The organism is uncultured Nitrospira sp. (assembly GCA_902500695.1).
GTDB lineage: Bacteria > Nitrospirota > Nitrospiria > Nitrospirales > UBA8639 > Nitrospira_E.
This window is the reverse complement of the sequence record CABVRQ010000026.1, coordinates 13,824-39,511: the sequence shown is the minus strand read 5'-3', so window position 1 is coordinate 39,511 and position 25,688 is coordinate 13,824. Positions and strand designations below refer to the sequence as shown.

The 25,688-nt window shown below is 49.5% G+C and carries 21 protein-coding genes and 1 tRNA gene; 14 read left to right on the top strand and 8 right to left on the bottom strand.

Annotation, left to right across the window (positions count from 1 at the left end; translation table 11 throughout):
• From AAH187_RS08795 to AAH187_RS08785, 3 genes are all read right to left on the bottom strand, one after another.
• A partial coding sequence (locus tag AAH187_RS08795) for an FG-GAP-like repeat-containing protein (protein ID WP_342348077.1) occupies positions 1–987 on the bottom strand: 987 nt, incomplete at its 3' end.
• A 395-nt stretch (positions 988–1,382) separates the two neighbouring features.
• On the bottom strand, positions 1,383–2,078 hold the full coding sequence (locus AAH187_RS08790) for a DUF2490 domain-containing protein (RefSeq protein WP_342348076.1): 696 nt from the start codon (positions 2,076–2,078) through the stop codon (positions 1,383–1,385).
• 47 nt (positions 2,079–2,125) lie between these two features.
• Positions 2,126–2,608, bottom strand: coding sequence for a DsbA family protein (locus AAH187_RS08785; RefSeq protein WP_342348075.1), 483 nt, complete (start codon positions 2,606–2,608; stop codon positions 2,126–2,128).
• Positions 2,609–2,916: 308 nt separating this feature from the next.
• On the opposite strand from AAH187_RS08785, the gene AAH187_RS08780 reads away from it, so the two are divergent.
• Genes AAH187_RS08780 through AAH187_RS08770 form a run of 3 tightly spaced genes read left to right on the top strand, consistent with a single transcriptional unit; the run spans position 2,917 to position 6,190 of the window.
• Positions 2,917–4,023: a saccharopine dehydrogenase C-terminal domain-containing protein gene (locus AAH187_RS08780; RefSeq protein WP_342348074.1), complete on the top strand. Its 1,107-nt coding sequence runs from the start codon at positions 2,917–2,919 to the stop codon at positions 4,021–4,023.
• Between the two features lie 34 nt (positions 4,024–4,057).
• On the top strand, positions 4,058–5,578 hold the full coding sequence (locus AAH187_RS08775; protein WP_342348073.1) for an aldehyde dehydrogenase family protein: 1,521 nt from the start codon (positions 4,058–4,060) through the stop codon (positions 5,576–5,578).
• A gap of 15 nt (positions 5,579–5,593) precedes the next feature.
• On the top strand, positions 5,594–6,190 hold the full coding sequence (locus tag AAH187_RS08770; RefSeq protein WP_342348072.1) for a VOC family protein: 597 nt from the start codon (positions 5,594–5,596) through the stop codon (positions 6,188–6,190).
• 40 nt (positions 6,191–6,230) lie between these two features.
• Here the strand turns inward: AAH187_RS08770 and AAH187_RS08765 are convergent, their stop codons facing one another.
• From AAH187_RS08765 to AAH187_RS08745, 5 genes are all read right to left on the bottom strand, one after another.
• Positions 6,231–6,620, bottom strand: coding sequence for a hypothetical protein (locus AAH187_RS08765; RefSeq protein ID WP_342348071.1), 390 nt, complete (start codon positions 6,618–6,620; stop codon positions 6,231–6,233).
• A gap of 12 nt (positions 6,621–6,632) precedes the next feature.
• Complete coding sequence (locus AAH187_RS08760) at positions 6,633–7,490, bottom strand: hypothetical protein (protein WP_342348070.1); 858 nt, start codon at positions 7,488–7,490, stop codon at positions 6,633–6,635.
• Between the two features lie 387 nt (positions 7,491–7,877).
• Complete coding sequence (locus AAH187_RS08755; RefSeq protein WP_342348069.1) at positions 7,878–9,056, bottom strand: SGNH/GDSL hydrolase family protein; 1,179 nt, start codon at positions 9,054–9,056, stop codon at positions 7,878–7,880.
• Between the two features lie 423 nt (positions 9,057–9,479).
• On the bottom strand, positions 9,480–10,718 hold the full coding sequence (locus tag AAH187_RS08750; RefSeq protein WP_342348068.1) for a tetratricopeptide repeat protein: 1,239 nt from the start codon (positions 10,716–10,718) through the stop codon (positions 9,480–9,482).
• Positions 10,719–10,824: 106 nt separating this feature from the next.
• A complete protein-coding gene (locus tag AAH187_RS08745) occupies positions 10,825–11,853 on the bottom strand; it encodes a PA0069 family radical SAM protein (protein ID WP_342348067.1) in 1,029 nt (342 codons plus the stop codon).
• Between the two features lie 154 nt (positions 11,854–12,007).
• Here AAH187_RS08745 and AAH187_RS08740 point away from each other — a divergent pair.
• The 11 genes from AAH187_RS08740 to AAH187_RS08690 all read left to right on the top strand — a co-directional run.
• A tRNA-Arg gene (locus AAH187_RS08740) sits at positions 12,008–12,084 on the top strand.
• Between the two features lie 517 nt (positions 12,085–12,601).
• A complete protein-coding gene (locus tag AAH187_RS08735; protein ID WP_342348066.1) occupies positions 12,602–13,276 on the top strand; it encodes a polysaccharide biosynthesis/export family protein in 675 nt (224 codons plus the stop codon).
• Between the two features lie 30 nt (positions 13,277–13,306).
• A complete protein-coding gene (locus AAH187_RS08730; RefSeq protein ID WP_342348065.1) occupies positions 13,307–13,918 on the top strand; it encodes a polysaccharide biosynthesis/export family protein in 612 nt (203 codons plus the stop codon).
• 76 nt (positions 13,919–13,994) lie between these two features.
• The gene (locus AAH187_RS08725; RefSeq protein WP_342348064.1) at positions 13,995–16,343 is read left to right on the top strand and encodes an AAA family ATPase; all 2,349 of its coding nucleotides are present in this window, start codon (positions 13,995–13,997) and stop codon (positions 16,341–16,343) included.
• Between the two features lie 295 nt (positions 16,344–16,638).
• Positions 16,639–17,664, top strand: coding sequence for a TIGR03013 family XrtA/PEP-CTERM system glycosyltransferase (locus AAH187_RS08720; RefSeq protein WP_342348063.1), 1,026 nt, complete (start codon positions 16,639–16,641; stop codon positions 17,662–17,664).
• A gap of 435 nt (positions 17,665–18,099) precedes the next feature.
• Positions 18,100–18,924 (top strand): XrtA system polysaccharide deacetylase, encoded by an 825-nt coding sequence (locus tag AAH187_RS08715; RefSeq protein WP_342348062.1) that lies wholly within the window; start codon positions 18,100–18,102, stop codon positions 18,922–18,924.
• A 477-nt stretch (positions 18,925–19,401) separates the two neighbouring features.
• Complete coding sequence (locus AAH187_RS08710; RefSeq protein ID WP_342348061.1) at positions 19,402–20,754, top strand: hypothetical protein; 1,353 nt, start codon at positions 19,402–19,404, stop codon at positions 20,752–20,754.
• Positions 20,755–21,134: 380 nt separating this feature from the next.
• Positions 21,135–22,307, top strand: a complete 1,173-nt coding sequence (locus tag AAH187_RS08705; protein ID WP_342348060.1) for a glycosyltransferase family 4 protein — start codon at positions 21,135–21,137, stop codon at positions 22,305–22,307.
• A gap of 30 nt (positions 22,308–22,337) precedes the next feature.
• Positions 22,338–24,011: a glycerol-3-phosphate dehydrogenase/oxidase gene (locus AAH187_RS08700; RefSeq protein WP_342348059.1), complete on the top strand. Its 1,674-nt coding sequence runs from the start codon at positions 22,338–22,340 to the stop codon at positions 24,009–24,011.
• A gap of 2 nt (positions 24,012–24,013) precedes the next feature.
• A complete protein-coding gene (locus AAH187_RS08695; protein WP_342348058.1) occupies positions 24,014–24,814 on the top strand; it encodes a class I SAM-dependent methyltransferase in 801 nt (266 codons plus the stop codon).
• A partial coding sequence (locus tag AAH187_RS08690; protein WP_342348057.1) for an NAD-dependent epimerase/dehydratase family protein occupies positions 24,814–25,688 on the top strand: 875 nt, incomplete at its 3' end. The genes AAH187_RS08695 and AAH187_RS08690, both read left to right, overlap by 1 nt.

Genomic DNA, 25,688 nt, shown 5'->3' with positions numbered 1-25,688 from the left:
GACGAGATCGGCTTTGCCATCGCCGTTGAGATCCCCGACGGCCTGAATATCCCAAACCTTCGGCGCGCTGCCGGGAAAGCTGGTCGAGGTGATGGTCAAGCTATCCATCAGCCACAGGGCCACTGCACCGCTCGTGGCATTTCGCCAAATAATATCTGCCTTGGTATCCGCATTTACATCGCCCACTGCGGCGATCTCCCATCCTAACGAGACACCCCCAGGAAAACCAGCGGAAACACTCGCGGTCCCATTCAGGAGCCATATGGCGGTGTTGCCATCAAGGGTGTTGCGCCAGACGAGATCGGCTTTGCCATCGCCGTTGAGATCCCCGACGGCCTGAATATCCCAAGCCCCCGGCGCGCTGCCGGGAAAGCTGGTCGAGGTGATGGTCAAGCCATTCATCAACCAGATTGCCACCGCGCCGCTCGTGTCATTGCGCCAAATGAGGTCGGCCTTCCCGTCTCCATTCACGTCGCCTGCTCCCCTCAGGGCCCATTCTGTTGGTAATTGGCCCAGAATGCCTGTGGCCGTGCCGCTCGTGCCATTGAGCAGCCACACGACTACCTCTCCGGTTTTCGTGTTTCGAAAGACCAGGTCGGCCTTCCCGTCCCCATTCAGGTCCTGATTTTTATGAGGATTCGGGTTTGTGTTCTGTGTTGGAAGTGTAATAGCCACTTCCTCCGCAGGTGCACTGATGTTTCCCGATTGATCAAATGCCGTGACCGTAAAATAGTAGGTGAGTCCTTCTGGCAGGTTTTGGAAAACATATGACGGGTTGAGGCCGGTATTTTTCGTGGCGTGGTAAGACCTGGGGGATGTGCCCATATGCACATAATAGCCCATCAGGTCAGGCTCCGGACTCGCGATCCAGGTTAGTTGGATGGAAGAAGCCGAGAAAACAGGGCTAGCGAACAATCCGATGAGGAAAAAGACAAGGGTGACCGTAATCCTGGCTGCAAAATTCAAGGGGGGTATTTGTCGGGTCATACACTATGCCTTGTGGTATTCGGACTGAAATCCAAATCCTCTTCATAGGGTTTACCCCTCCTTGGGTGGCTGGACAAGATCAGGTGTGCCCACCTGACTCCCAGTTTTTCGAGTTTACTCCACAGTAGGTGTGTGGTTTCGGGAAAAAATTATATGTACCAATTGGATTTTCAAAGGTGGTGCATCTTAGAGGAAGATATATTAAAGAGGATATAGGGTAAAACATGTAGCTGCTCCATAATAAACCTCAATTATTCTAAGCTGATCATCACAAAAGTTGGGGTAGAGAAAAGACTGAGAAACGCGTTTTTCAGGATACCATTTTGGCATTCGTCAGAGGGGCTATTGGACACCATCATGGCTAACTAACCTCACTTGGATAGCCGTGAGAAATTTTATAGATTGATAAAGAACTGCAGAAGAAGAATATGGTTAGCCTGGTTGACTGTACCCGAAAGGGGCGTGTTAATGATCTGTAGTTGATAACCCGCATCCACATTGAGGTTGGGGGAGAAGGTGTAGTTGAGGCCCAGGAAAAACCGGTTCTGTTCGAAGCCGGCTTCAGGCCCCTGACGAATAGTATTGAGGTTCACAAAAATTTCATCATAGACGGCGATTGCGATGGCAGGGGAGGCTGGCAGCGGGAACGTTCCTCGAAGCATGGTTCGAGCGCGAACGGCTGTTCCGATGGCGTGTTGGATCCACCGTTCTTCGAGACGGGACCGGCTGAATAATGTGAATGTTGAAAATTTGTTGTTGTAGATGAGTTGCTGGAATATCCGATGTTCCTGGGTGTAGCTCGGTTGATAATTGGCAACCCAGGCGTACCCTTGCCAGAGCGAGATGTTGGTCGTGAGTTGATACCCGATAGCCGGTCGAAGAAGGAGCTGGTTAATTTGTGAGGCATCGTCGGAAAATCGTGGATTGGCCTCCAGGTACCCTTTCACCGGACCAGAGATAGGAAAGTTGACATACACAGGAGTCCACAGTCGAAAATCTTGAATCGTTTCCGAGCCTGCAAAGCAGAAAACGGGTCCCCAGAGTAAGATCCCGGCAACCAAGCCTGCCACCATTCTTTTCGTCCTTTTCACGTCCATCACTTTCTCTGCTTTTTGTAATGCTCAGTCTTCAATCTTTCTCAGAAATAATCGAAGTTGTGAAGAGAGGGTAGTCCCTCAAGTCTGTGGCTGCCCCTTAAGACGGTCGGAACGACTGTGATATGCATCTCTTCTTGTGCGTGCCGGAGAGCCTGTCGGTGGCGTTCCCGATATTTTCTTGATTCTAGCCCGTGTTTAAAATCCAATGGCCCCAATCTCAGTTCCTCTGCCATCTCTGTGAGTACCGAGAGTTCTCCGATGTTGCGTTCTTCCTGGAAGAATGCGGTAAACATTCGGTGAGTATACGCCGGCCCCTGTCTCTGACTAAGTGCGTATTGATACCCTTCAAATGCCAGACCAGTATGGGGTTGAGGGGAAATGTTCGGAAGTTTGATGCGAATACCCAACCGTTCGGCCATGGGATAGATCGAATGCCGCCACACCCTTTCAAGGTATTCCCTGTCCGGTCGTAACGAGGGTTGAGTATCCTGACGCAGTTCATGCGGCATCCATTTGATAGTCAACGACTCGTTGGCGGCTATTTAGGAAATGAGATGTTCCGAGAAAAATCATTACAGACAAACAGAGTCGGAATACATGGTGACAGAGGAATTCATCAGATTTTATTTCTTGGAAACCGAACTTGAATGACGCTATCTTGGATTAATTCAGCTGTCAATGCCATGTTTCTCCCATCTACATGTTTCGGTCTCTGCGAGGGTTCGTTTTTTGTATGGAAAAATTTTCTTCTGTCAGCTTCAAGGCTACTACCATGAGTGTCAAAAAGGAGTAAAATAATGAAAGAAGGTGTTTTTTTGGAAAAGGGGTAGGTATGGATAAAATTTGTATTCTTGGAGGGGGAAAAATAGGGTCGCTGATTGCCACGTTATTAGTTGAGTGTGGAGACTTTGAAGTATGTCTGGGAGATATGGATCCCGAGGTGGTTGTGCGCCTGAAAAAGGAAATTGTGCATGAGCATTTTCAGGTGTCTTCCGTCGATGTGCAAGACTCGAAAGCTCTGAGTAAATTTATTGAGTTAGTCGAACCGGATGGAATCATTTCCAGTCTTCCGTATTATTGTAATCTCGCGGTTGGAGAGATGGCCCGCACTTGCGGCGCTCATTATTTTGATTTGACTGAAGATGTAGAAGTCACCAAAGGCATCAAAAATGTCAGTGAAGGGGCACAGAAGGCATTTGTTCCGCAATGTGGCCTGGCGCCAGGATTTATCAGTATTGTTGCGCATGAATTGATGACTCGTTTCGATACCGTAGACATGGTGAAGATGCGTGTAGGAGCCTTGCCGGTAAATCCGAGCAACGTATTGAAATATTCGCTGACGTGGTCGACGGACGGCTTGATTAATGAATACGGCAATACGTGCTATGGGATTGAGAATAGCCAGGAAGTGCCGTTGCTGCCACTCGAAGGATACGAAACCATTTCGATCGATGGCCTGTTATACGAGGCCTTTAATACCTCGGGTGGGCTGGGGACGTTGGCGGATACCTATGCAGGTAAGGTCCGGACAATGAACTATAAGACCCTGCGCTATCCCGGCCACTGTAAAAAAATTCATCTGCTGATGAATGATCTGAAACTCAATGATGACCGGGAGACCTTGAAGCGAATTTTGGAAAAGGCCGTGCCGAAGACCTTGCAGGATGTGGTCCTGATCTATACGTCGGTGACGGGTCTTCGAAAAGGAGAGCTGTATGAAGAAAATTTTGTGCAGAAAATCTATCCACATACGATTGCCGGTAAATTGTGGTCTGCGATTCAGGTGACGACGGCAGCCGGGATGTGCAGTGTGGTGGATCTTGTTTTCGACCGTCCCGAGCGCTATCGGGGTTTTGTGACGCAGGAGACCTTTGATATCCCCTCAATCCTGGCCAACCGGTTCGGGAAGTTCTTTGATCCGGAAAATTCGCATTTGTGAATATTTTGGGACGTGAGAGGAGGTGAGGTGCGTAATGGATGTCTTTCATGAATTAGGGCTGAGAGCGGTGAATGCCGGGGCTTGTTCCGGCCCTGGGGGATGGGTGGCCACCACGAGCGAAGGCTTGTTGGATTCGGTGAATCCTGCAACCGGACAGGTTCTGGCTCAGGTGAGCCGGTGCTCCGGGGCGAATTACGACGCCCTCGTTCAGGAATCGCAACGGGCATATCGGGAGTGGCGGCAAGTTCCCGCTCCGAAGCGCGGGGAGGTGGTGCGGTTGATCGGTGATGCCCTGCGGGCGAAAAAAGATGCGCTGGGTTCCCTGGTGTCGATGGAGGTAGGAAAAATCAAGGCCGAGGGCGACGGCGAAGTGCAGGAGATGATCGATATGGCGGATTTTGCGGTGGGGCAATCCCGCATGCTGTATGGTCTGTCGATGCAGTCCGAACGGCCACAGCACCGGATGTTTGAACAGTGGCATCCACTCGGCGTGGTGGGGGTGATCACGGCTTTTAATTTTCCCGTTGCCGTATGGGCGTGGAATGCGTTTCTAGCCGCCATCGCCGGCGATACGGTGGTGTGGAAACCTTCTCCCAAGGCTGGCCTCTGTGCGTTAGCCGTTCAGCATATCTGTAACCAGGTGATGAAGGAACAAGGTGTTCCGGGAATTTTTTCTGTGTTCATTACGGACCAGGTTGAATTGGCGCAGACGATGGTGGCTGATGAACGCTTGCCATTGATTTCATTTACCGGTTCTGTACCCGTGGGGAAAAAGGTTGCGAAAGTCGTGGGCCAACGATTAGGGCGTAGCCTGTTGGAGCTGAGCGGGAACAATGCCGTGATTGTCGATGAGACGGCCGACTTGGATCTGGCCATTCCTGCCATTGTCTTTGGGGCTGTGGGCACGGCCGGGCAGCGATGCACGACCACCCGCCGGTTGTTTGTGCAGGAGACACGGTATGAGGAGGTCTTGGAACGTCTGCTTCAGGCCTATCAGCAGGTCCGGGTGGGTAATCCGCTGGACGAAGGGGTGTTGATGGGGCCGCTGATCGATGAGCGGGCCTTGGAGGAATTTCGTATTGCTCTTGAAGAAGTAGTGCAGGATGGTGGCCAGGTTCTCTGTGGCGGGAGTGTGATCGAGGGCCCCGGGTTTTTTGTTGAGCCGACGATCGTACGTGCTGAGAATCAGTGGAAGGTGGTGCAGCGAGAGACGTTTGCGCCGATTTTGTATGTCATGCCGTATGCCTCCTTGGACGACGCGATTACCCTCCAAAATCAAGCGCCACAAGGGTTGTCGTCTTCATTGTTTACCTTACATGTGCGGCACGCCGAGCAATTTTTATCCGGGCAAGGAAGCGACTGTGGGATTGCGAATGTGAATATCGGCACGTCAGGGGCGGAGATTGGAGGCGCCTTTGGCGGGGAGAAAGAAACAGGCGGGGGGCGGGAGGCCGGTTCTGATGCCTGGAAAGCCTATATGCGTCGGCAAACCAATACGATTAATTGGGGAATTGATTTGCCGTTGGCGCAAGGCATCGCATTTTCCATTGACTAACCGGGAGGAAAAGTTATGAAGAAGGGGATCGAACTTGAACAGGTCATCACTCGCTATATTGATGATTATGTCGCCAGAAATCCTGCGGCCAACATGATGAGTCAGGCTTTGGATGAGATTGGCATCGGTTTGTTTCCGGTGGTCGATCATATCACGATACGCACTGGTTCAATCGATCCACGCGCTGAGGAATTTCTGTTGTTGGGATATGCCTATGCTGAAACGCTGGAGTATGACGATTGGTGGGCCAAAGTCTATAGGTCGCCTGGGTGCCCCGCGTTATTTGTGGATCAGGCATATGATGGTGAACGGGGAAAGACCAGTATTATCCCTGCATGGGTGAAGCAATTTGGGGACCGAACATTACACCATATTGCGGTGCGCGTGGCGGATATTGAAGCCAGCATTCAACGGCTCACTGCCAAAGGGGTGATGTTTGCGGGACAGATTGTTGGGGAGCGGGGAGGAGATTTACGGCAGATTTTTACGGTTCCCGAGCAGGTCAATGGGAAGGCATTCTCCGTCCTCGAACTTGCCGAGCGGCATAGGGGCTTCCAGGGTTTTTCCCCACCCCACGCCAATAGTCTGATGCAATCGACGGTGACCCGGTAAATAATATTTTGAGGCAATTGGAATGATTGGGCAGGGCAGGCTATGCGTCGGCTGCTTCGAGGACAAGTTTCGCATTTTTCGCAATGGCGCCAGGGTCTTTGGCTACAATGGCGGCAGCAAGTCCAACGGTGGCAGTGGCTACTTTGATAACTTCACCAACCTTTTCCAGCTTTTTGATCGCTCGTTTGGCTTTGCTGATCGAACTTTTAATGCTTTGGGTCGTGATCTCAGATTCTTCCAAGGCCAATCCCACCGCTTTTGCGGTCATGTCCGAAGAGGAATTCAAGAGGGACCATTCCTCATCTTCTAAATCACGCCGCTGTGTCGGGGTCAGATTATTCCAGTTGGCAAACCGGTAATTTCCCAAGTTGATCCCGAGTTCACGGAATTGTTTGGATAACTCAAAGGCGTCTTCAGCGCTCAGGGGCATCACGATCCTCGCTTACAGTTTTTTAATGGTTTCCAGCAGTGATCGAAGGTCTTTGACCGAGTTCCCAACCTGTTGAAGAACCTCTTTTTTGGTCAAATTCTGACGTTGATCGAAAAGCCGTTGGTGTCCTTGAGAAATATTGTCCAAGACCTTTCCGTAAGTTTGGACGGCTTCTGACCGTTCATGTACCTGGGACAACCTGAAGTCTTTCCATTCGGCTAACGCTGCTTTGCCTGCCGGGTCTTGTGATTCCATGGTCAGGGTCGTGTAATAATTTTGGATCGAGGCTTCCTCCGTTTGAAGATCTCCGCCAAATCCGTCTGACACGATGCGGTGTAAGGATTCGAGTACCTGTTGAATTGGCGTGTTGGCTTGTTCGATGAGATTCTGAAGTTGATCTTGCCGCCATCGTTTCACCGCCACGGTGGTCACGATGCCGGCTATTTTTTTAAACGCTTCTGCCTCTTCTGGACTGGTGGGTGTCTGAGACTCTAAGGCAGCGGAGAGGTTCGCCAGTTCTTCGGTATTATCGACAACTTCATCAGCCGCCAGACGTCCCAGGGATTTCATGTATGTCTCAATAATTGATTGGCGGAGGAGGAGGGCCGATTCTTGTGCTGCACGGTCCTGGGCCATGGCGTCAAGATTGGCATGTCGATTTGGGGGTTGATACCGTTTTTGCCGATTTGGAAACTCCAGGTATTCATCCACCAGTGTCGTGTATTGAGCCGACTCTGCCGACAGGTTTGCGAAATCTTGAATCGGTTTGAGGTTCGTCGTACAGCCTTGTGTGAAGGCGACCAGAACCATGGCACTGAGAACGATTGTGGGAGAGCGCAAGAAAGAGAGAGAAGCGTGACGGTTCATCATCCGGCCTGTGGTCAATCCGATCTGGAGAAAAAGCTCCAAGATGTTGTCGGCGATGTCAGCCTTGAGGTGCAACCATAGGGGATTGTCGAAAAAGTGTCAAGGGAAATTCACGTTTCTCATCAGAGTGTAAGTCAGATTGAAAACATGACAGCGGCATGAAAGCTGAGATGACGATCTTACCCAGGTATGGACTCTGATGCCTTGGAAGGATGGGACCGTAAAGGTCATGTGAATAGTGGCAATGAACGAGTTGATGATAGACGGCGAGCAGGTGATCTCTTGGCTGCTTGACGGGAGAGCCTGTAGAGGAAAGTGTCTCGCGCCCCACAGACTGGACTTCATCTCTAGACACATCTCCAGAGGTATCGTGAGGCGTTGATGAGGTCGTTATAGAATGGAAGGATCCTCACATATCCGTTTTGACATCAATTTGGCGGCTAAATCGTGACCCTTTTCATTCCAATGTCCCGCCCCAAGTTTTGTATTCGGGAATCCGTGAAGATGCACGTCATGTTGCTCCGCATATTGTTGAAAATCATATAACAGATTGAGCACGGGAAATCCCTCGGTTTCGCCAAGTTTTCGGAGTCGTTGCTCCGGGTAATCCAGTTTTTTGGCATCCAGGCGCTCCTGCAACAATAGCCTACCTTCCTGGTCAATTTGATCAGGGCTGGTGGTGGTGACCAGAAAAAACTTTGCGCCATGCTCCAGGACTTCCTTATGCATTAATTTCAGAATGGCTTCGGTAATGTCCCACGCCTCACGATGAATCGGTGTCTGGGGTGGAGCATAGACAAAGTCTGCGAGACCTGTGTTGCTGGAGACGTTTTCTTGACTGTCCCTAATTTGTCGTGCCGCCAGCACCCGGTTGGCTTGGTTGAGCAATTCCAAGGTTCGAAAGTTATGCACGCCCCAAAGGAGCAGTTGATATTTGAGAAGCGGTGGAGACCATTCTTGATAGTTGTATGCCAGTTTCAACTCTCCCTGATCAAAATGAAAGTACGGACGAGGAATATACTCAGGTTCACGCAACTCCGCCCGGGGGAAATTGTCGATGAGATCATTCCCGCTAAAAAACATGGTCAGGACGAGGTCGGGGTCATAGGCCCAACCACGGGACCGAAGCGTGATTAATTCTTCGGCGTTTCCATACCCCGGAACACCAAAATTAATCACCTCTACTTTGTGAGGGAGCAACCGTTCACAGGATTGAAGTTGTTGTTCGACTTTTCTCCCAAAGGTGTTCTCTAAGCTAACCTGCCTCGCCTCCGTATAGGAGTCGCCCAGAAGCAAGATCCTATATGTCCCCTTTGGCTTCTGAAGGGGATGCTCGACATCTCGAAATCCAGCAGAGTTAATTTTAACATAGGCATTTCCCTCATAACGAAACCACCCTTCCATCCCCGGTTCAAGAATTCGCCCCCTAACAGGGTCAAAACCGTGAAAGACCGGATACGAGATGTTCATCAGACGAAGCCCGGCTTCGGAAATCAGGAAGCTTCCGAAGACACCCATCAAAACTAACAACGCAAGTTTAGCCAGATATTTTAATTTTTTGTGTCGCACCCCCCGTGTCTCCTTCTTCTATCACATCATCAGAACCACTACCCTCTCACGGGCCAGTATTGGTTATGTCAGAGAATGCAATGCTGTTCTTTGTCTGTATCCTTACGCCGCATCACATTTTGGTAGGCGACAGAGTCACCCTGACATTCGAGAAGTGAATCCTCTCTAGACTCTGTTCGGTTCCCGACGTATCCTGCTTAAAGGAAATAATTTTGGGGATTATCTTTTTCCACATATTTCAGGTCTGGCGCACCTTACATGGGATTGGGGGTACCTGGTGATGACCATATCGTTGCGGATGGGGTCTAGACAGGCGTCACGATGCGCCCCTTACGGGACGCATCGATGTGGGGAAGGGCAGGGAGATGGTCAGAATCCGCTGAGGGTGAAGGTCCGGGTCACGAATGTGTGGAGGATGATGGGTTAGCCCGGAGAAGAAGTTACTGGAGGATTATTTTTTTCGTGAATGGCATTGGCCCGGGTTTCCTGCGTGACGGCGTCTTCGGTACGACCCATTTTTCGTAAAAGGGCGGTGTAATTTCTGAGTGCTCGTTCGACCCGGAAATGGTCTTTCCCCATGGTCTGTTCCGTGAGGGTGATGGTTCGTTGAAACAGGGGGTCAGCTTTTTCATATTGTCCTGTAGTGACATACAGTAGCGCTAAATTATTGAGAGGGCCGGTCAGGCTTGAGTGTTCCGGTCCTTCTGCTTTTTCTATAATGGCAATGGCGCGCTGGATCAAGGGGATGGCTTGCTCGGGTTGGGACTGTAGTCTGTGAATTTCTCCCAATTGATTGAGGATAATGGCAACCCGGGGGTGTTCCTTGCCAAACCCCTCTTCGCTAATAGTCAGCATTCGTTCCAATACAGGCGTCGCCTGTGGAAATTGTTTAGCCGTACTGTAAAGCAGCGCGAGATTATTCAAGCCTCCAAGGAGATGAGGGTTGGTGGGGCCAATTTGCTTCTCTTTGAGGGCTAAGGCCCGGAGTAATAACGCCTCTGCCTGGTCGTACTGTTCCTGGGCTCGATGTAGGAGCGCGAGATTATTAAGTGGCTCAATGAGTTCAGGCGCTTCCGGCCCTGCGGTTCTTTCCCGACTGTCGAGGACTCGCTTCAGATAGGGTTCCGCCTGGGCATAGTGGGATTGCCGGACAAAGAGTGCGGCCAGGTTCTCCAGGTCACGGATGACCTCCGGGTTATCAGGGCCCAGTGCCTGTTCCCGAACGGCCAAGGCTCGTTCAAATGAGGTTTGAGCCTGGTCGAATTTCTGTTGGGTGACATACAATGCGCCAAGATTACTGAGGCTGGCGGCTAATTCGGCCGATTGAGGTTTGGGGCCTTGTTCTTGAATGGCCACAGCTTTCAAAAGCATGGTTTCAGCCTGTTCCGGCTCACCTTTCGCATTATGTAGAATCGCGAGATTGGTGATGGACTGGGTAAGGCGAGGGTCCTGGCCTTCGAACTGTTCTGCCAGTTCGAGCGCCGCCTGGAGTTCCTGCTCAGCTTCCGGAAACTTCCCTTGTTCCATGAGGGTCGTGCCTTGTTCCGTGTGGAGTTGCCAGGGCGTTTTGTCTTCGCTGCATCCGATAAGAGTGATGGTGAGCAGGGTGAATGCCAGGCACCGCCAAAGAGGTGAGGGCCGATCATAATAGGAAAGAATCATGAGATGGGGTGTGTCCTTTGGTTTTGAGTGAGCAAGCAAAAATTGTCAGAGAAGGATTGTACTGAAGGACTCAGGGTCTTGCCAAACCACTTGTCGGCTGATGGGGTTAGCAGGGAGGATCTTCAAACAAAGAGAGTTGTGTGGGTCCGGGCCGTCGAAAGGTCGAGGGAATGGGGGTATCGGACCTGTCCTGAAAACCCTGTTTCCGGTAGGCGGTCTCGAATAGTTGGGCAATGACATCCCACGTTTTCCCCTCACCCACATGGCGTTTGAAAAAGGTGCGTTCTCCGACCTGCCCTTCCCGAACCTCTTTGAGGCGAGCGAGGATTTTTTGGATTCGATCGGGGAAATGGTATGTCATCCGTTCAACGAACACCTGTTCCACGTTGTCGTTGAGACGAAGCAGGATATAGGCGGCATGTTGGGCTCCGGCATCCCGGGCTCGGGATAAAATCTGTGGAATGTCGTGTTCATTTAATCCTGGAATCACAGGGGCAATCGAGACTGCGGTTGAAATCCCGGCTTTTGACAAGAATTCTAATGTCTCAAACCGTTTCGAAATTGAGGGGGCTTGCGGTTCAACCTTCCGTGCAATGTCATCTGATGCAAAGGGAATACTCAAATAAACCCGCACCCATGCCTTGTCACGCAACTCTTGCAGCACCTCAATATCTCGCACGATGAGGGCTGATTTCGTAATGAGTCCGACGGGATTCTGGAATTCTGCGCAGACTTGTAGACATGATCGGGTGAGTTTGTATGTGGCCTCTAGAGGTTGGTAAGGATCGGTATTTCCTGAAAAGACAATCAATTCCCCTTGCCAGGATCGTCTGTTCAAGGATTCTTGAAGCTTTGCCGGGGCATTCACCTTGACGACCAGTTTGGATTCGAAGTCCGTTCCGGATCCAAACCCCCAGTATTCGTGGGTGGGGCGTGCATAACAATAGGCACAGGCATGAAAGCACCCTCGATAGGGATTCACGCTCCATCGAAAGGGGAGGTCGGGGCTGGTATTGTGACTGAGAATGGTCTTCACCGTTTCTTCGTAGATGTCCGGAGTCACGGGTGCAGGCGGCTCCAGTCGATCGCGGACTTCCGGAACAAAAGGATTTTGGGGATTGGAGATCGGTTTCATGTCAGGTCAAAGAATACGCTGGGTCCTCTTGTTCTCACTAGGTAAAAAGGGTACCCTTTCACGTCTACTGTGTACCATCTGGAGATTCTGGTATAAATATATGGCACTCCAGGATTGTAGATGAAAACCATTGCTTTTTAACATAAGACTTGTTGCCCCCGTAGCTCAGTCGGATAGAGCAGCGGTTTCCTAAACCGCGGGTCGCACGTTCAATTCGTGTCGGGGGCACCAAATATTCTATCATTGGCCAGATCTCTCTTCAGTCAATTTTCTGCGCATCTTCATGCCTCGTCCTTTCTAAGTTATCCTTCACAGTGTTCTACCTAAGATTCTGATCTAGACCTACAGAAAAGTTCCATAGGACACGTTCTGTGTCCAATTGTACGTTGGGAGAAGTCAATCCTCCGTTTGGTCTTCAAGGCACCGGTGACTTCTTTTGGATTTTCTTTTCTCAGGCCCATGGCCATCATGTCTGTGAGTCACACAAATGAAAGATTATCAATTATTAGTATTTAATTTTCATCCTCTGCCCACCGATTGATAGTTTAACGAGCGATTTCTGTATGTGACCCAATCCGGTTGATCAAGCTGAGAAGTCGGAAAAATGACGTGGTCTATGAACGATCGGTGGCAAGTTTCCTCTACGAATCTGGCCGAATGATACCGTTAAGGCCATTGCGTTGAAGAAACGGGCAAAGCTTATCTAACAAGTGTGTTTGGGGATCTTTCACGGGGAATGAGGTGAGTTATGATGGAGAGTGTGTATCGTAGGGGTGTCCAGGTCGTTTTTCTGGTAACAGGTTTGTTAACTCTAAACTTGACCGGGTTGGCTTGTGCTGATTCAAACGTGGGCGCAATATCCGAAGAGGCGAAACGAGCCGAAAGCCGTGCCGAAAAAAGGGCCTTAATTGTGATCGATGATTACATCATTGGCCCGGAAGACATTTTGGAAATCAGTGTTTGGCGCAACCCCGATTTGTCAAGAGAGGTGATGGTTCGTCCGGATGGGAAAATTTCGTTGCCACTGATTGGGGATGTGAAAGCAGTGGGGCGCTCGACCTCTGAACTTCGCGATGATATTACGCAAAAGCTCAAGTCCTATAAGGAAAATCCGACAGTGGCCATTGTGGTCAAGGCGGTGAATAGCTATTACTTTTATGTGCAGGGAGCCGTCGGAAAAATTGGAAAATTACCCTTGTTAAGCCGAACAACACTCATCCAAGCCATTACCTTAGCGGGGGGAATGGCGCCGGATGCCGTACGGAGTCGGATTACCATTTTTCGATTGGGAATGGATAGCGAAGCACCCCAGAAATTGGTGGTCAGTTACGATGATATTATTTTGCGGGGAGCTGACAATGTTGAGTTAAAGCCCGGAGATACGATTGTCGTACCTTCTGAGACCATGGTCCTGATTCCGTAAACACTCATTTTTTAGTCTGATTGAGGTCATATGAGGAATACTTTTCCATCCACAGGTAGCAAGGTGTGTATTCTCCTGATGGGTTTTCTGGCCTGTATGGGGTGTTTAAAACCTGACGTGGTTGTTTCACCAGGCCACCCTGAAGAGGGCTTTGTATTGGGTCCTGAAGATGTCATTGAAGTGATCGTCTGGAAAAACCCTGACCTATCGAGGCAGGTCGTGATCCGGCCGGACGGAAAAATTTCTTTAGCCTTAATCGGTGATGTGGTAGCCAGCGGATTGACGGCTGATCAAGTCGCCAAAAAAATTGCAGAAAAATTCAAGGCAGTAAAAGAAAATCCTTCTGTGTCGGTGAATGTGATTGAGGTGAATAGCTACTATATCTTCGTAGTTGGAGAAGTGGTCAAGCCAGGGAAATTGCCACTGAAATCCTATACGACGATTCTCCAGGCCATGTCTTTAGCCGGTGGATTTACCCAATTCGCTTCCCGAAATAACATCATAGTCGTTCGCACGGAAAAAGATGAGAAGGGTCATGTCACAGAAACACGGATCCCGCTTCGATATTCAGATCTTATTTCGGAGGATGGGGGAGTGTATAACATCACCCTCAGGTCCGGGGATACGGTCATCGTCCCGTAAATCGAAATGCCGCTTAAAAACCGGATTAGCCAGGTAGATTCTGGGATCTCGCAATAGAAGGAATATCATGGGTTCCATGTCTGGTACTACTGCAGCGCATAACAATACCGATCCTGCACTTGTCATCCAAAAATATCTCAAAGATTTTTGGGACTTGGCTGTTCGACGAAAGTGGTTGATTCTAAGTTTTGTCATACTGGGGATAGCCATTGGTGGGACTCTGGCTTGGCTGAAAGTGGATATGTATCGATCCGAAACGGTCATTCTCATTGAACAACAAAAAATTCCTGAAAAATATGTCTCGTCGGTGGTCGGAGGCAGTACTGCGGACCGAGTGTCCACCATGACACAGCAGGTGTTGAGCCGAACCAGTTTACTGAAGATTATAGAAGAATTTCACTTATATTCTGACGATATTAAAGCCAGAGGGTATGAGGGGGTGATTGAGGGGTTACGCACAAACATTAAGATTGAAACGAAGGGGAGTGGTGGGCAAATCGAGGCTTTTAACATATCATTTGCACACCGTGATCCGAAGGTGGCCATGAAAGTGACGGCCAGGTTGGCCTCTCAGTATATCGATGAAAATATCAAGATTCGCGAACAATTTATTGAAGGGGCGATGGAGTTTTTGGACCAGGAGCTTGTTTCGGCAAAAGAAGCTTTAGATCAAAAAGAAAAGGCCCTGTCGGAATATAGGATGAAGTATGTCGGAGAGTTGCCTGCCCAATTAGAGGCGAATTTTAGGACGCTCGATCGATTGCAACTCGAAAAAACCCGGATTCAGGATTCCATGAATTCCATCAATACCCGGTTGGACCTCTTGGAAAAAACCATTTTAGATTATGAGGCGAACCCCGGGATGGTGGCTAAAACCCAGGGATCCCTCCTTCCGGGGAAAGCGGATCCTCTGAGTCAGCGATTACATGAGCTGAACCGTGAATTGGCGAAGTTGGCGAGTGAATACAGGGATTCCTATCCTGATATCATTTCCTTGAAAAAACAAATCAAGGATGCCGAGCAGGAACTGGCGAACCGCCCCATGGTGCGGGGGGGACAACAGATTCCTTCCGATCCCTATCTGGCCGAGCTGCTGAACACCAAGAAGGAATTGAATTCTCAACTACCTCCGTTGAAATCACAGTTGGCCGATGTTTCAAGAAATATGAAAAGCTTGGAGAAGCGGCTTGAAGGCACGCCGCATCATGAGCAGGCATTGCTTGCCCTGGAACGGGACTACGAGAATATCCAGAGGCACTATCAACGCCTGCATGAAAATCGTATAAATGCCAGGATTTCGGAAAATCTTGATAAACGACAAAAGGGAGAGCGATTTCGTATTTTAGATCCGGCCAATTTGCCGACCAAGCCGGAGGGAAAGCCCCGGGAATTAATTGCGGTGGGCGGGTTTATCGTAGGGACCGGATTGGGCTTTGGACTCGCCTTTCTTTTGGATTTGTTATGGCCGACTTTCCGACGTTCGGAGGAGGCGGAAATGTCGTTAGGGCTTGCCACCCTGGCTACCATTCCCAGTTTTAAGATGGCTTATGGGAAATCGATGAAAATGGTCGCAATTGAATTGGGTGCTCAGACAGGTTCCAATGGGAAGCACCTCGCCTTGTCTCAATGCGTCGATTCCCTGTTGAAAGGGAACGGTCCTGACACTGATAAGGAAGAAACCGAAATTGGGGCCTCTGGAGACCGCCACAAAACCTTTCAGGAGGAGTTTCTCCCTCAGTTGAATTTAGTGAGCAAATGGCGGCCTAAATCCATTGTGGCTGAGCAATACCGGGTGGCTGCGACCCGGTTGGATCTTCTGGATCCCGGTGCTTCCAACCAGGTGGTGTTAATCACGAGTGCCATGAAGGGAGAGGGGAAAACCAGCACATCTGCGAATATTGCCTATACCCTGGCAAGGGATTTGGATGAGCCGACCCTCATCATTGATTGTGACTTTAAATGTCCGAATTTGCACAGGGTCCTAGGTCTCAATCAGGCGCCAGGTGTTGCAGAATATTTTTCGGGAACTGATCGATTGTTGGAATCCTGTCTGCAAAAAATTCCTGATTTGCCGTTGTGGTGCATGACGGTGGGAGATGTCGGTCGGTATCCGGTTCCCCTTGCCAAGTTGCAAAATCTCTCTTCTATGCTAGAGATGGTGACATCACGATACCGGTTTATTATTCTTGACGCCCCCCCCGTGTTGCCATTGGCGGATGTCAATGTCTTAAGCGGATTGGCTCAAATCGTCCTGATGGTTGTTCGGTCCGGCGTCACCCCCAAGGATGCAGTGCAAAAAGCTGTTGAAATGATCCATCATGCAGGGCCCACAAGACTGGTGTTGACCGATGCTTGGACGCAAGGTGTGCCTTATTATGTGCGGCAAAGTTACATCATTCCTTACTCGTTGGGTAGCAAGGGGTAGAGAAATTTTTTTCGGGAATGAAAATTCCACGAGGAGTAGTAGGCTGAATGTGAGAGATTCGGTGGGGCAACGGGTGGTTTTACTTTTGACTTCATTTGAAATTTCTGCTTAATCGTCTTCCAGAATGTTGGGGAAAGCCCCGAAGCATGTGCTAGAGCATGAGGCTCGCATCAATACATACCACAGGGTGTGGGACAAAGCAGGGAGGCTCGATCCAATCTCCGGACAGGGGCTTACAGGAAATTTTGAACGTGTCGGTGATGAGGTGGGGTGCCTCAGATTGCTAGGGTCTTTTATGCGAAGTTCATGGAGGAGGTTTTTTTTTACATTTGCCCCAAAGCGGTGGACCAAAAAGCGGGTCCTCATTTTAGGGGACGGGCCCCTGGCTCAAGCCCTGGCACGGGTCTTAGTGTTCGACCAGTCTTTCCGGTATGATGTCAAAGGATTTTTGTCGCATAATCCCTCCCTAGTAGGAACATCGTTGGTTAATCCCCAGGTACTTGGGACCATCAATCAGCTGTTTGAAATATCTGAAAAAAACGAGATTGAAATGATCGCGGTCTGCGTGGAAGATCGTCGAGGCACGTTGCCCCTTGATTCTTTATTGGATGTGAAGTCCATGGGTCTTGAGGTGGTGGATGGACATCGCCTCTATGAGACCGAGTGTGGGCGCCTGTCAATTGACGAGCTTAAGCCAAGCTTTCTTATTTTTTCGTCCGGATTCCGGCGAAAACCGATCATTATGTTTCTCAAGCGTATTGGAGATGTATTTGGTGCGTTTCTTGGCCTCATAGCCTTGGCCCCCTTGTTTGGCTTGATAGCCCTGTTGGTAAAATCGGACTCCCATGGACCAATCTTTTATCGCCAAACTCGAGTGGGGCATCATGGATATCCCTATGTCCTGTTAAAATTTCGTTCGATGCGGAATGATGCTGAGGCCGAAGGGATTCAGTGGGCGAGCCTGGGAGATGTGCGCGTGACGAAAACGGGGGCTTGGCTTCGAAAGCTTCGATTGGATGAATTACCTCAATTGATTAACGTCTTAAAAGGGGATATGAGCTTGGTCGGCCCTCGACCTGAGCGTCCACATTTTGTGCAAGAACTGCGCAAATCCATTCCCTACTATGACCTTCGACACACCGTTCGTCCGGGAATCTCAGGCTGGGCGCAGATCTGTTTCCAGTATGCCGGTTCGCTGGAAGACTCGCATGTCAAATTGCAATATGATCTCTACTATGTCAAAAATCTCTCGTTATGTTTGGACTTACGAATCCTTGTGAGAACCATTGGTGTCATGTTTAGGGGAGAGGGTGCGCGATAAGCGAAATTGACAGGGAGTTTGATGGACCTTTTAGAATGACTCCGTGTGGTCGGGCTCGGGTCATATTTCGTGAGGCATAAAGGGTGAAGAGTGCAACGGTAGCCGAATCTCCCCCCGTCCCTCTCGACATGAGTAATCAGGCATGTATCTTTTATTTTTTAATGAACAGATGCCGTATGAAAGGTAAAGGGTGAAGCAAATGTGTTGGTGTTTTTCATCGTAGGTCTGCTCTATCAAACTTCACCAGAAAATCTCCGCTTACTTCCCACTCCTTACCCCTTACGTCCCACGCTTTACCCCCTCATGCCTTCAAGTTCCCACTTGTGAATCGTGGGAGATCCCACGCTGCGCCACTCGTTACACTTCAACGGACTTCAGTGTACCCTTCGATAAACCGAAAGGGTCTGAAATCACTTTAAAGGATGGGCATTCATCATGATTCACGGGTTGAGCTTCGATATTGAAGAACATTTTCAGGTGGCTGCTTTTGATTGTGTGGCTCGCCGCCGCCATTGGGAGAGGCATGAAAGTCGGGTAGAGCGCAACACTCATCTCATCCTGGATCTCCTGGAGAAGCAGGGGATTCATGCCACGATGTTTGTGCTGGGTTGGGTGGCCGAACGACACAAAGGGTTAATCAGGCGCATTGTGGAGTCGGGGCATGAGTTGGCCTCTCATGGGTATGCGCATGAACTCATTACGGGGCAAACGCCTGAGGCATTTAGGGAAGATATTCGTCAGGCCAAACATATTTTAGAAGATATTGGGGGTGTGCCCATCATCGGTTACCGTGCTCCGACTTTCTCTATTACGAAGGAATCGGAATGGGCCTTGCCGATTCTGGTAGAGGAGGGGTACCTCTATGATTCCAGTATTATGGCCGTCGTCCACGATTACTATGGAATTCCTGGTGCCATCCCAACCATTCACACCATCTCCACCGATTCAGGTCCTCTTTGGGAGATGCCACCTTCGACCTGTAAATGGGCCGGGATGACCTTTCCGGTTGCCGGAGGCGGATATTTTCGTCTGTTTCCCTATCGGTTGCTCAAGCCACTCTTGCAGCGAATCGAATCGCAGGGGCATCCTCTCATTATGTACCTCCATCCGTGGGAGCTGGACCCTACTCAACCTCGTATGAGGGGCTCTACGCTTTCAGAGTTTCGTCATTACCTGAATCTAGAAAAGGTTCATGATCGTCTGACCCAACTCATTCAGGACTTTTCCTTCGGGCCGTATCGCAACCTCATTCCCTCCTAATTAGACGGTGTCTGTCAGCAAACCACCCACCCACATCCTCTATGCAAGGCCTTTTTGCCATAGGAAAAAATTGTTGGTGAATTGGTAGCGGACCTTTACGCCTATTCCTCAATTGGCAACACTCCCATATCCTTCCTGTCGTAGGCCCACATTTCTATTTTTAAATCTCCTCAAACCTTCTGAAGTGAACCGAAAATTAAGCCGCCCATCAGTTCTCCTTGGAATTCGTTGTTTCTCGTCATGAACCCCAGTCAAGTCAGTAACGATTTTTCATCGCCAACTTTTCAGACAATCATTGAGCCTGAAATATTTTTTGACTTGTGGCTTATTTTTTCATTTTTTTGACCGATAAATTACATTATGCACGGTTTTATTGGTTGATTCTCTTGTCTTGAGATTTGGAGGCGACAGTGCCAGCCCTTTTCAGGGCTTGGGGTGGTGTCTGGCCAATCAGATGAGGAGGATGTGATTTAGAGCATGCGAAATCAGAATGTCTTTCGTCCGGTTTTGTTTATTCTCTTCCTGGCCATCGCGTACCCTTTGAGTCTCGTTTCAGCTGCGCTTACTCTGGAATCCTCCTTTAACGCCACTCAAACATACACGGACAATCTTTTTTACAATGATAAAGACAGAGAGGATGATTTTGGAACCTTACTGGGGCCCAATCTTGTCCTTAAATATGACAACCCTGATATTGTGATTGGCGGGACGTATTTCGGCAGGCTTGCAGCATTTGTCAACAACCCTGATCAAAATCGGTATATTCAAAACGCCAACATTCTGTTGGACCTCCCTTTCCTGACCAAACGTTATAAGAAGTTGACCGTAACCATTGATGAAAACATGAGTTTTACCCCGCAATTGGATGCATTCTCTCTGTCTGGAGCGCAGGACGCGTCCACGGCGTTTAATGGGAGAGGAGGGGGTGATGGTGGTACGGGAAGCGCGGCCGGAGGAGCCTTGGGCGGATCTGGAGTTTCACAGGGAACCGGTGGCACCCAGGGAGTGTTTACTTCCCGGGCCAGTGCGTTTTCGAATTTCTCCGGAATTACCTTAGGCTATGCCATGACGCCGTCGGTAACTCCGGTTTTTAGCTACAAAAATCAGTACCTTCATTTTTTTTCGAGTGGGTTTCAAGATTCTGTGACACACTTTGGGAAAATTGCTGTGCACTTTGGGAAGTCTGAGCAAACGACCATCATCCCTTCCTATACCTATCTCCAGACAGATTATCTCGGCACGCCTACCCAGGTCACCGTCTCGGATAAACTGGTTTCCCACCAGCCTCGATTGACCATTTCCCATAATTTTACTCCGTTGTTGACGGGTTCTCTTCAGGGGGGGGCAGCCTTTAGCAAACAAACAGGTGCTAAAGAGACGAATGAAAATGGAGCCACCACAAAAACGCTTTCTGAGAAGTGGCAGAGTACATTTGTTGGGGGAGCAACAATCACGAAAGGCTATCGAAATGGAAACATTTCCCTGACTGTAGATCAAACTATCGGTGGGGGGGGAGGATTGGCCTCTCAGGCGACTCGCACGCAAACTCTTACCGGAAGGATTCAACACAACCTGAGCGCAAAATTGAATGGCTTTGCGTCCCTCGGTTACGCGAAAAACAAATCAACTCAAGACGGAGATGCCTTTGATACCAATACCTATCGGGTTCAAGGTGGTATCACTTATTTTTTTCTGACATGGCTTTCCGGCAATGTGAGCTACTCCCATATCAATCAGAAATCAAAAGGTTTGGCGGTCGATGATATTAAAGTCAACCAGGTCTTTCTTGGGTTAACGGCCTATGCCGACCCTTGGGTGTGGATGCGATAGTGATTGGTCAAAAATAAGGCGACAGGATGGGGACCCAGGAATTTTCTCATCGCCAGTGGCCTCTCGATCCATTTGGCTCCCAATATGCCTTTTTGCCATCACACTTCTCACATGTGCTCAAGAAAAATGGCCTGAGTGGGTAATGCGTTGTCATCATAAATTTATGGATTCTTCTCCCTCACCTCTCCCCAATTGTTAACTCGTTTCTTCAATAGGCCGATACCCACATGAAAGGGCCTGTTTGCCACCTTCGTCTACTCCCTACCCAAGGGCGCCGAATGATTTGTCACCCTTGGGAGGGCAAGATTTTAGTGATCATGGCATGGGGTAGACACGCACGAATACCGAGGTCTCGAGTACGCATTGAATGAGATGCTGATATGAATATTTTGCTGTTGGCTCCCCATCCGTTTTACCAGGATCGAGGAACACCCATTGCGGTCAATCTTGTCCTCAAAGTCTTATCTGAACGCGGGGATAATGTTGATGTTCTCACCTTCCACGAAGGGAGAGCGGTGGATTATCCAAATGTGAGTATTTACCGAATCCCCGCATGGTCATTTCTCGGCAACATTCGACCAGGGTTTTCATGGAAGAAGTTAGTGTGTGATGGCCTTCTGTGTGCCAAGTTGATGGTGTTGCTCTGTAAAAAACGTTACCACCTCATTCATGCCGTTGAAGAATCGGCCTTTATGGCGCTTGTCGTGCATTGGATAGCACGTATTCCCTACCTCTATGACATGGACTCCTCGTTAGCCCAACAAATGATTGAGAAATATCCAGGCCTGGATTGCCTGGCAAAGGCGTTCATGTTGTGTGAAAGGCGGGTCGTACAGTCTGCTTCAGTGGTGTTGCCTGTGTGCGAAGCCTTGGCCAAGCGTATTGAACCGTATCATCCCTCAAAGGTGATGCTCCTTGAAGATATTCCGCTTCTTGGTGAATCGACAAGTCCCTTGAAGTTGAACAGGGATCTCGATGTTCCGGGCATACGGATTTTATATGTTGGGAATCTGGAAACCTATCAAGGAATCGATTTGTTATTGGATAGTTTCGCTCTGGCTTTGAAAGAAGCTCCCCAGAGCACGCTATTCATTGTGGGCGGTGAAAAAGACAATCGAGTTTTCTATAAACACCAAGCAGAAAGATTGGGTATCGAGGGGAATGTTCACTTCCTTGGCCCTCGACCTCTTGATCAATTGCCTGTCTATCTGTCGCAAGCTGACATTTTGGTCTCTCCACGAATTAAAGGCAATAATACTCCGATGAAATTGTATTCCTATCTCGCCAGCGGAAAGGCGGTTTTAGCGACGAATTTGCTGACTCATACCCAGGTTATTAATCGGGACGTGGCCCTGTTGGCCGATCCCACTCCGGAATCCTTTGGTGAAGGGATGCTTCAACTTATTAAGAACCAAGATCTACGACGAACCTTGGGTCTGGCAGCCCGGAAACTGGTCGATGAAAAGTACAGCTTTCCCGCATTTCGAATGAAATTGAACGCTGCATATGATTATCTCCGTGAAACTGTACAGCAGCCTTCCCGACCTTGTTAGATAATCTGGTTCTTTCAATCTTAAGGCGCGATGATGACCAGAAATTTACCCCGTTTGGCGAATGCCCGATACGATGTGGCAGTAGTGGGCGGAGGAATTTATGGAGCCTGTGTGGCCTGGGATGCGAGCCTTCGTGGGTTATCAGTGGTGCTACTTGAACAAGGGGATATCGGTTCAGGGACATCGGCCAATAGCTTAAAGATTATTCATGGAGGATTTAGATATTTACAGCATGGGGATTTTACGCGAATGCGGGAATCAATCCAGGAGCAAATGGCTCTTATGCGCATTGCCCCCCATTTGGTCCATCCCTTGCCGGTCCTGATTCCCACCTATGGGCATGGGCTGCGCGGGAAAGAGGTTTTTGCTTGTGCTTTAGCGATCAACGATCTCATCGGGTTTGACCGAAACCGATTGGATGACCCTCAAAAACATATTCCACGGGGACGGATTCTCTCTCGACGTCAGGTGCTGGAGCTGTTGCCGAATATTCCTGAACATGATCTGACGGGTGGTGGAGTGTTTCATGATGGCATGGTGTACAACTCAGAACGATTGCTCCTGTCATTTCTCCATTCTGCCGAATCGATGGGAGCGGAAGTGGCGAACTATGTCAAGGTGGTGGGATATCTCAAAACGAATGATCAGGTTCGTGGGCTGGAAGCGGAGGATCGACTATCAGGAGAGCGTTTCCAGGTCGAGGCCAACGTGGTGGTGAATGCGTGCGGCCCCTGGTTGGATCAAACTGAAGACATGTTGTCTGATCAACCAGGCAACCGCAAGGGTTCGTGGGTCAAAGCTTTTAATATTCTCACCCGTCCATTGTTCTCTTCTTATGCGGTGGGGCTGGCTGCCAGGGGATCCTATTCCGATGACCGTGCCCTGCTGAATAAGGGAAAACGACTGCTCTTTATGGTGCCCTGGCGGAATTGTTCTCTCATTGGAACCTCATATCGTTCGTATGAAGGAAAACCCGATGCATTCAGGATTTCAGAGGAAGATATTCATGAGTTTTTGCAGGAAATCAATCAGGCCTATCCCCAAGCAGCCCTCACCATGAAAGATGTGGCTATGGTCAATGGTGGTTTGCTCCCGGGAGTTAATGGGGAGTCTCGCCGTGGAGATATTCAACTGGAAAGTGAAGCCTTCATCCGTACAAGGGAAGACGTGGGCGCCCGAAATGTCATTTCGCTCCTGGGGGTAAAATTCACCACGGCACGAAGAGTGGCCGAGCATGTGGTTGATCGGGTGTTTCGGGTGTTGGGCAGAACTCCATCGCCTTCTCAAACGGCTCTCGCCCCTCTTTATGGCGGAAATATTGGCCGATTCCAGGAATTTTTGAGTCAGGAAATGAAATGTCCACCCGGGAGATTGAGTCAAAAGGCTGTACATCGCTTGATTCACAATTATGGGTCTTCTTATCGCGCAGTGCTTCGGTATTTGCCTGATTCGAGTGAAAGAAACAACCCTGACGGGTCAGAATCGATGGAGATTCTCCAAGCAGAAGTCCGGTATGCCTTGCGGGAAGAAATGGCCCAACGATTAAGTGATGTGGTTTTTCGCCGAACAGAGTTAGGGACGGCTGGTTATCCAGGCGATAAGCCCCTGAATTTGTGTGCGGATATCCTTTCCCAAGAGTTGGGATGGAGTGAACGCCGGACCCTACAGGAGTTGGCCATGGTGCGAGGTCTGTATCCAGGATGAACATGACGGAACAAGCAGAGCCTATATGGCCCTTGCGACTCTTCAAAAAATCCGTCTTGAAACAACGGAAATATAAAGAACTGACCGAAGCGCTCGGGGAAACGAAGACATTACAGTGCCTGGATATTGGAGCGGATAATGGCGTGATCAGCTATCTGCTTCGTCAACGGGGTGGACATTGGAAAAGCGCGGACTTGGATCAAACCACCGTGGAGGCTATTCAAGATTTGATTCATGAGAGGGTGTTTCAGATTGATGATCGCCCCACACCATTTGCCGACAATGAATTCGACTGTGTGGCCGTGATCGATTTCCTTGAACATATTCCCAATGATGAGGCCTTTATCCGTGAGCTGCATCGGATCGTGAAGCCTCATGGCCGGATTGTTCTGAATGTGCCGCATATAAAGCCTACTTTCCTCAGGAAAATTCGATTGGCCATTGGCCAGACTGATGAGAAACATGGGCATCTTCGCCCAGGATATACCCCCGAGGACATCAATCGGATACTGGGCGATCATTTCCAGGTGGTATCGGAGAAGACCTATTCCAAATTCTTTTCAGAATGTATCGATACGTTGATCACGTTTGCGTTCGATCTGCTGAAGAGAGGAAAGCGGACTTCCGCGAAGGGGCTGGTGGTGACCGGAAAAGATCTGAAGCAATATCAAAAAGTGTTCACCATGTATTCATTGCTCTACCCGATTATTTGGACGATTTCGAAACTGGATGCCGCCCTATTTTTTACGAGTGGATACATGCTTTTAGTGGTTGCTCAAAATAAAAAGGATGCAAACGCGTAATGGGACGAGTCTTAGTCACGGGCGGAAAAGGATTTTTGGGAACCCATCTTGTAAGGCGGTTACTCGCAGACGGTCAGGAGGTTCGGGTCTTCGCCCATCGGGGAAGCAAGCAGGGTGCAGCTTTGTGTGAGAATGGATGTGAAGTCATATGGGGAGACATCCGCAATCTCCCGGATGTGGAGCAGGCCGTGAAAGGAGTGGAGAAAGTCTTTCACCTGGTCTCAAATTTTCGAAAAGGGGGATCGGATAAGACCGATGCCTATGCGGTGAATGTTGAAGGGACAAAAAATGTCCTCACTGCCGCCAGGAAGTACGAGGTTGCCCGCGTGGTCCATTGCAGCACGATTGGCGTCCATGGGGATGTGCAGTCGATTCCGGCTCATGAAGAAACGCCTTTTAACCCCACGGATTTATATCAAGAAACGAAGCTCATGGCGGAACAATATGTGTGGAAGTTTCATCAGGAAACCGGATTGCCCATTAGCGTCGTTCGACCGATTTCCCTGTACGGACCTGAAGATCTTCGTATGCTGAAACTGTTTCGCACTATAAAAAAGCGACAGTTTATCTATATCGGACAAGGCAATGTGTTGTTTCATCCCGCATACATTGATGATGTGATTGAAGGGTTTCTGCTTTGTGCATCACATGAGAAGGCGGTGGGTGAAGCGTTCATCATCGGAGGAGATGGATACCTTCCCTTGCATGACCTCGTGGATCGCATTTCCGCGCAACTTCAGGTTCCTGCCCCGAGTATGCATATTCCGCTTAGGCCGGTGGAATGGCTTGCCGGTCTCTGTGAGTCGGTCTGCACGCCCCTGGGAATAGAACCTCCTCTGCACAAACGACGGGTGAGTTTTTTTAAAAATAATCG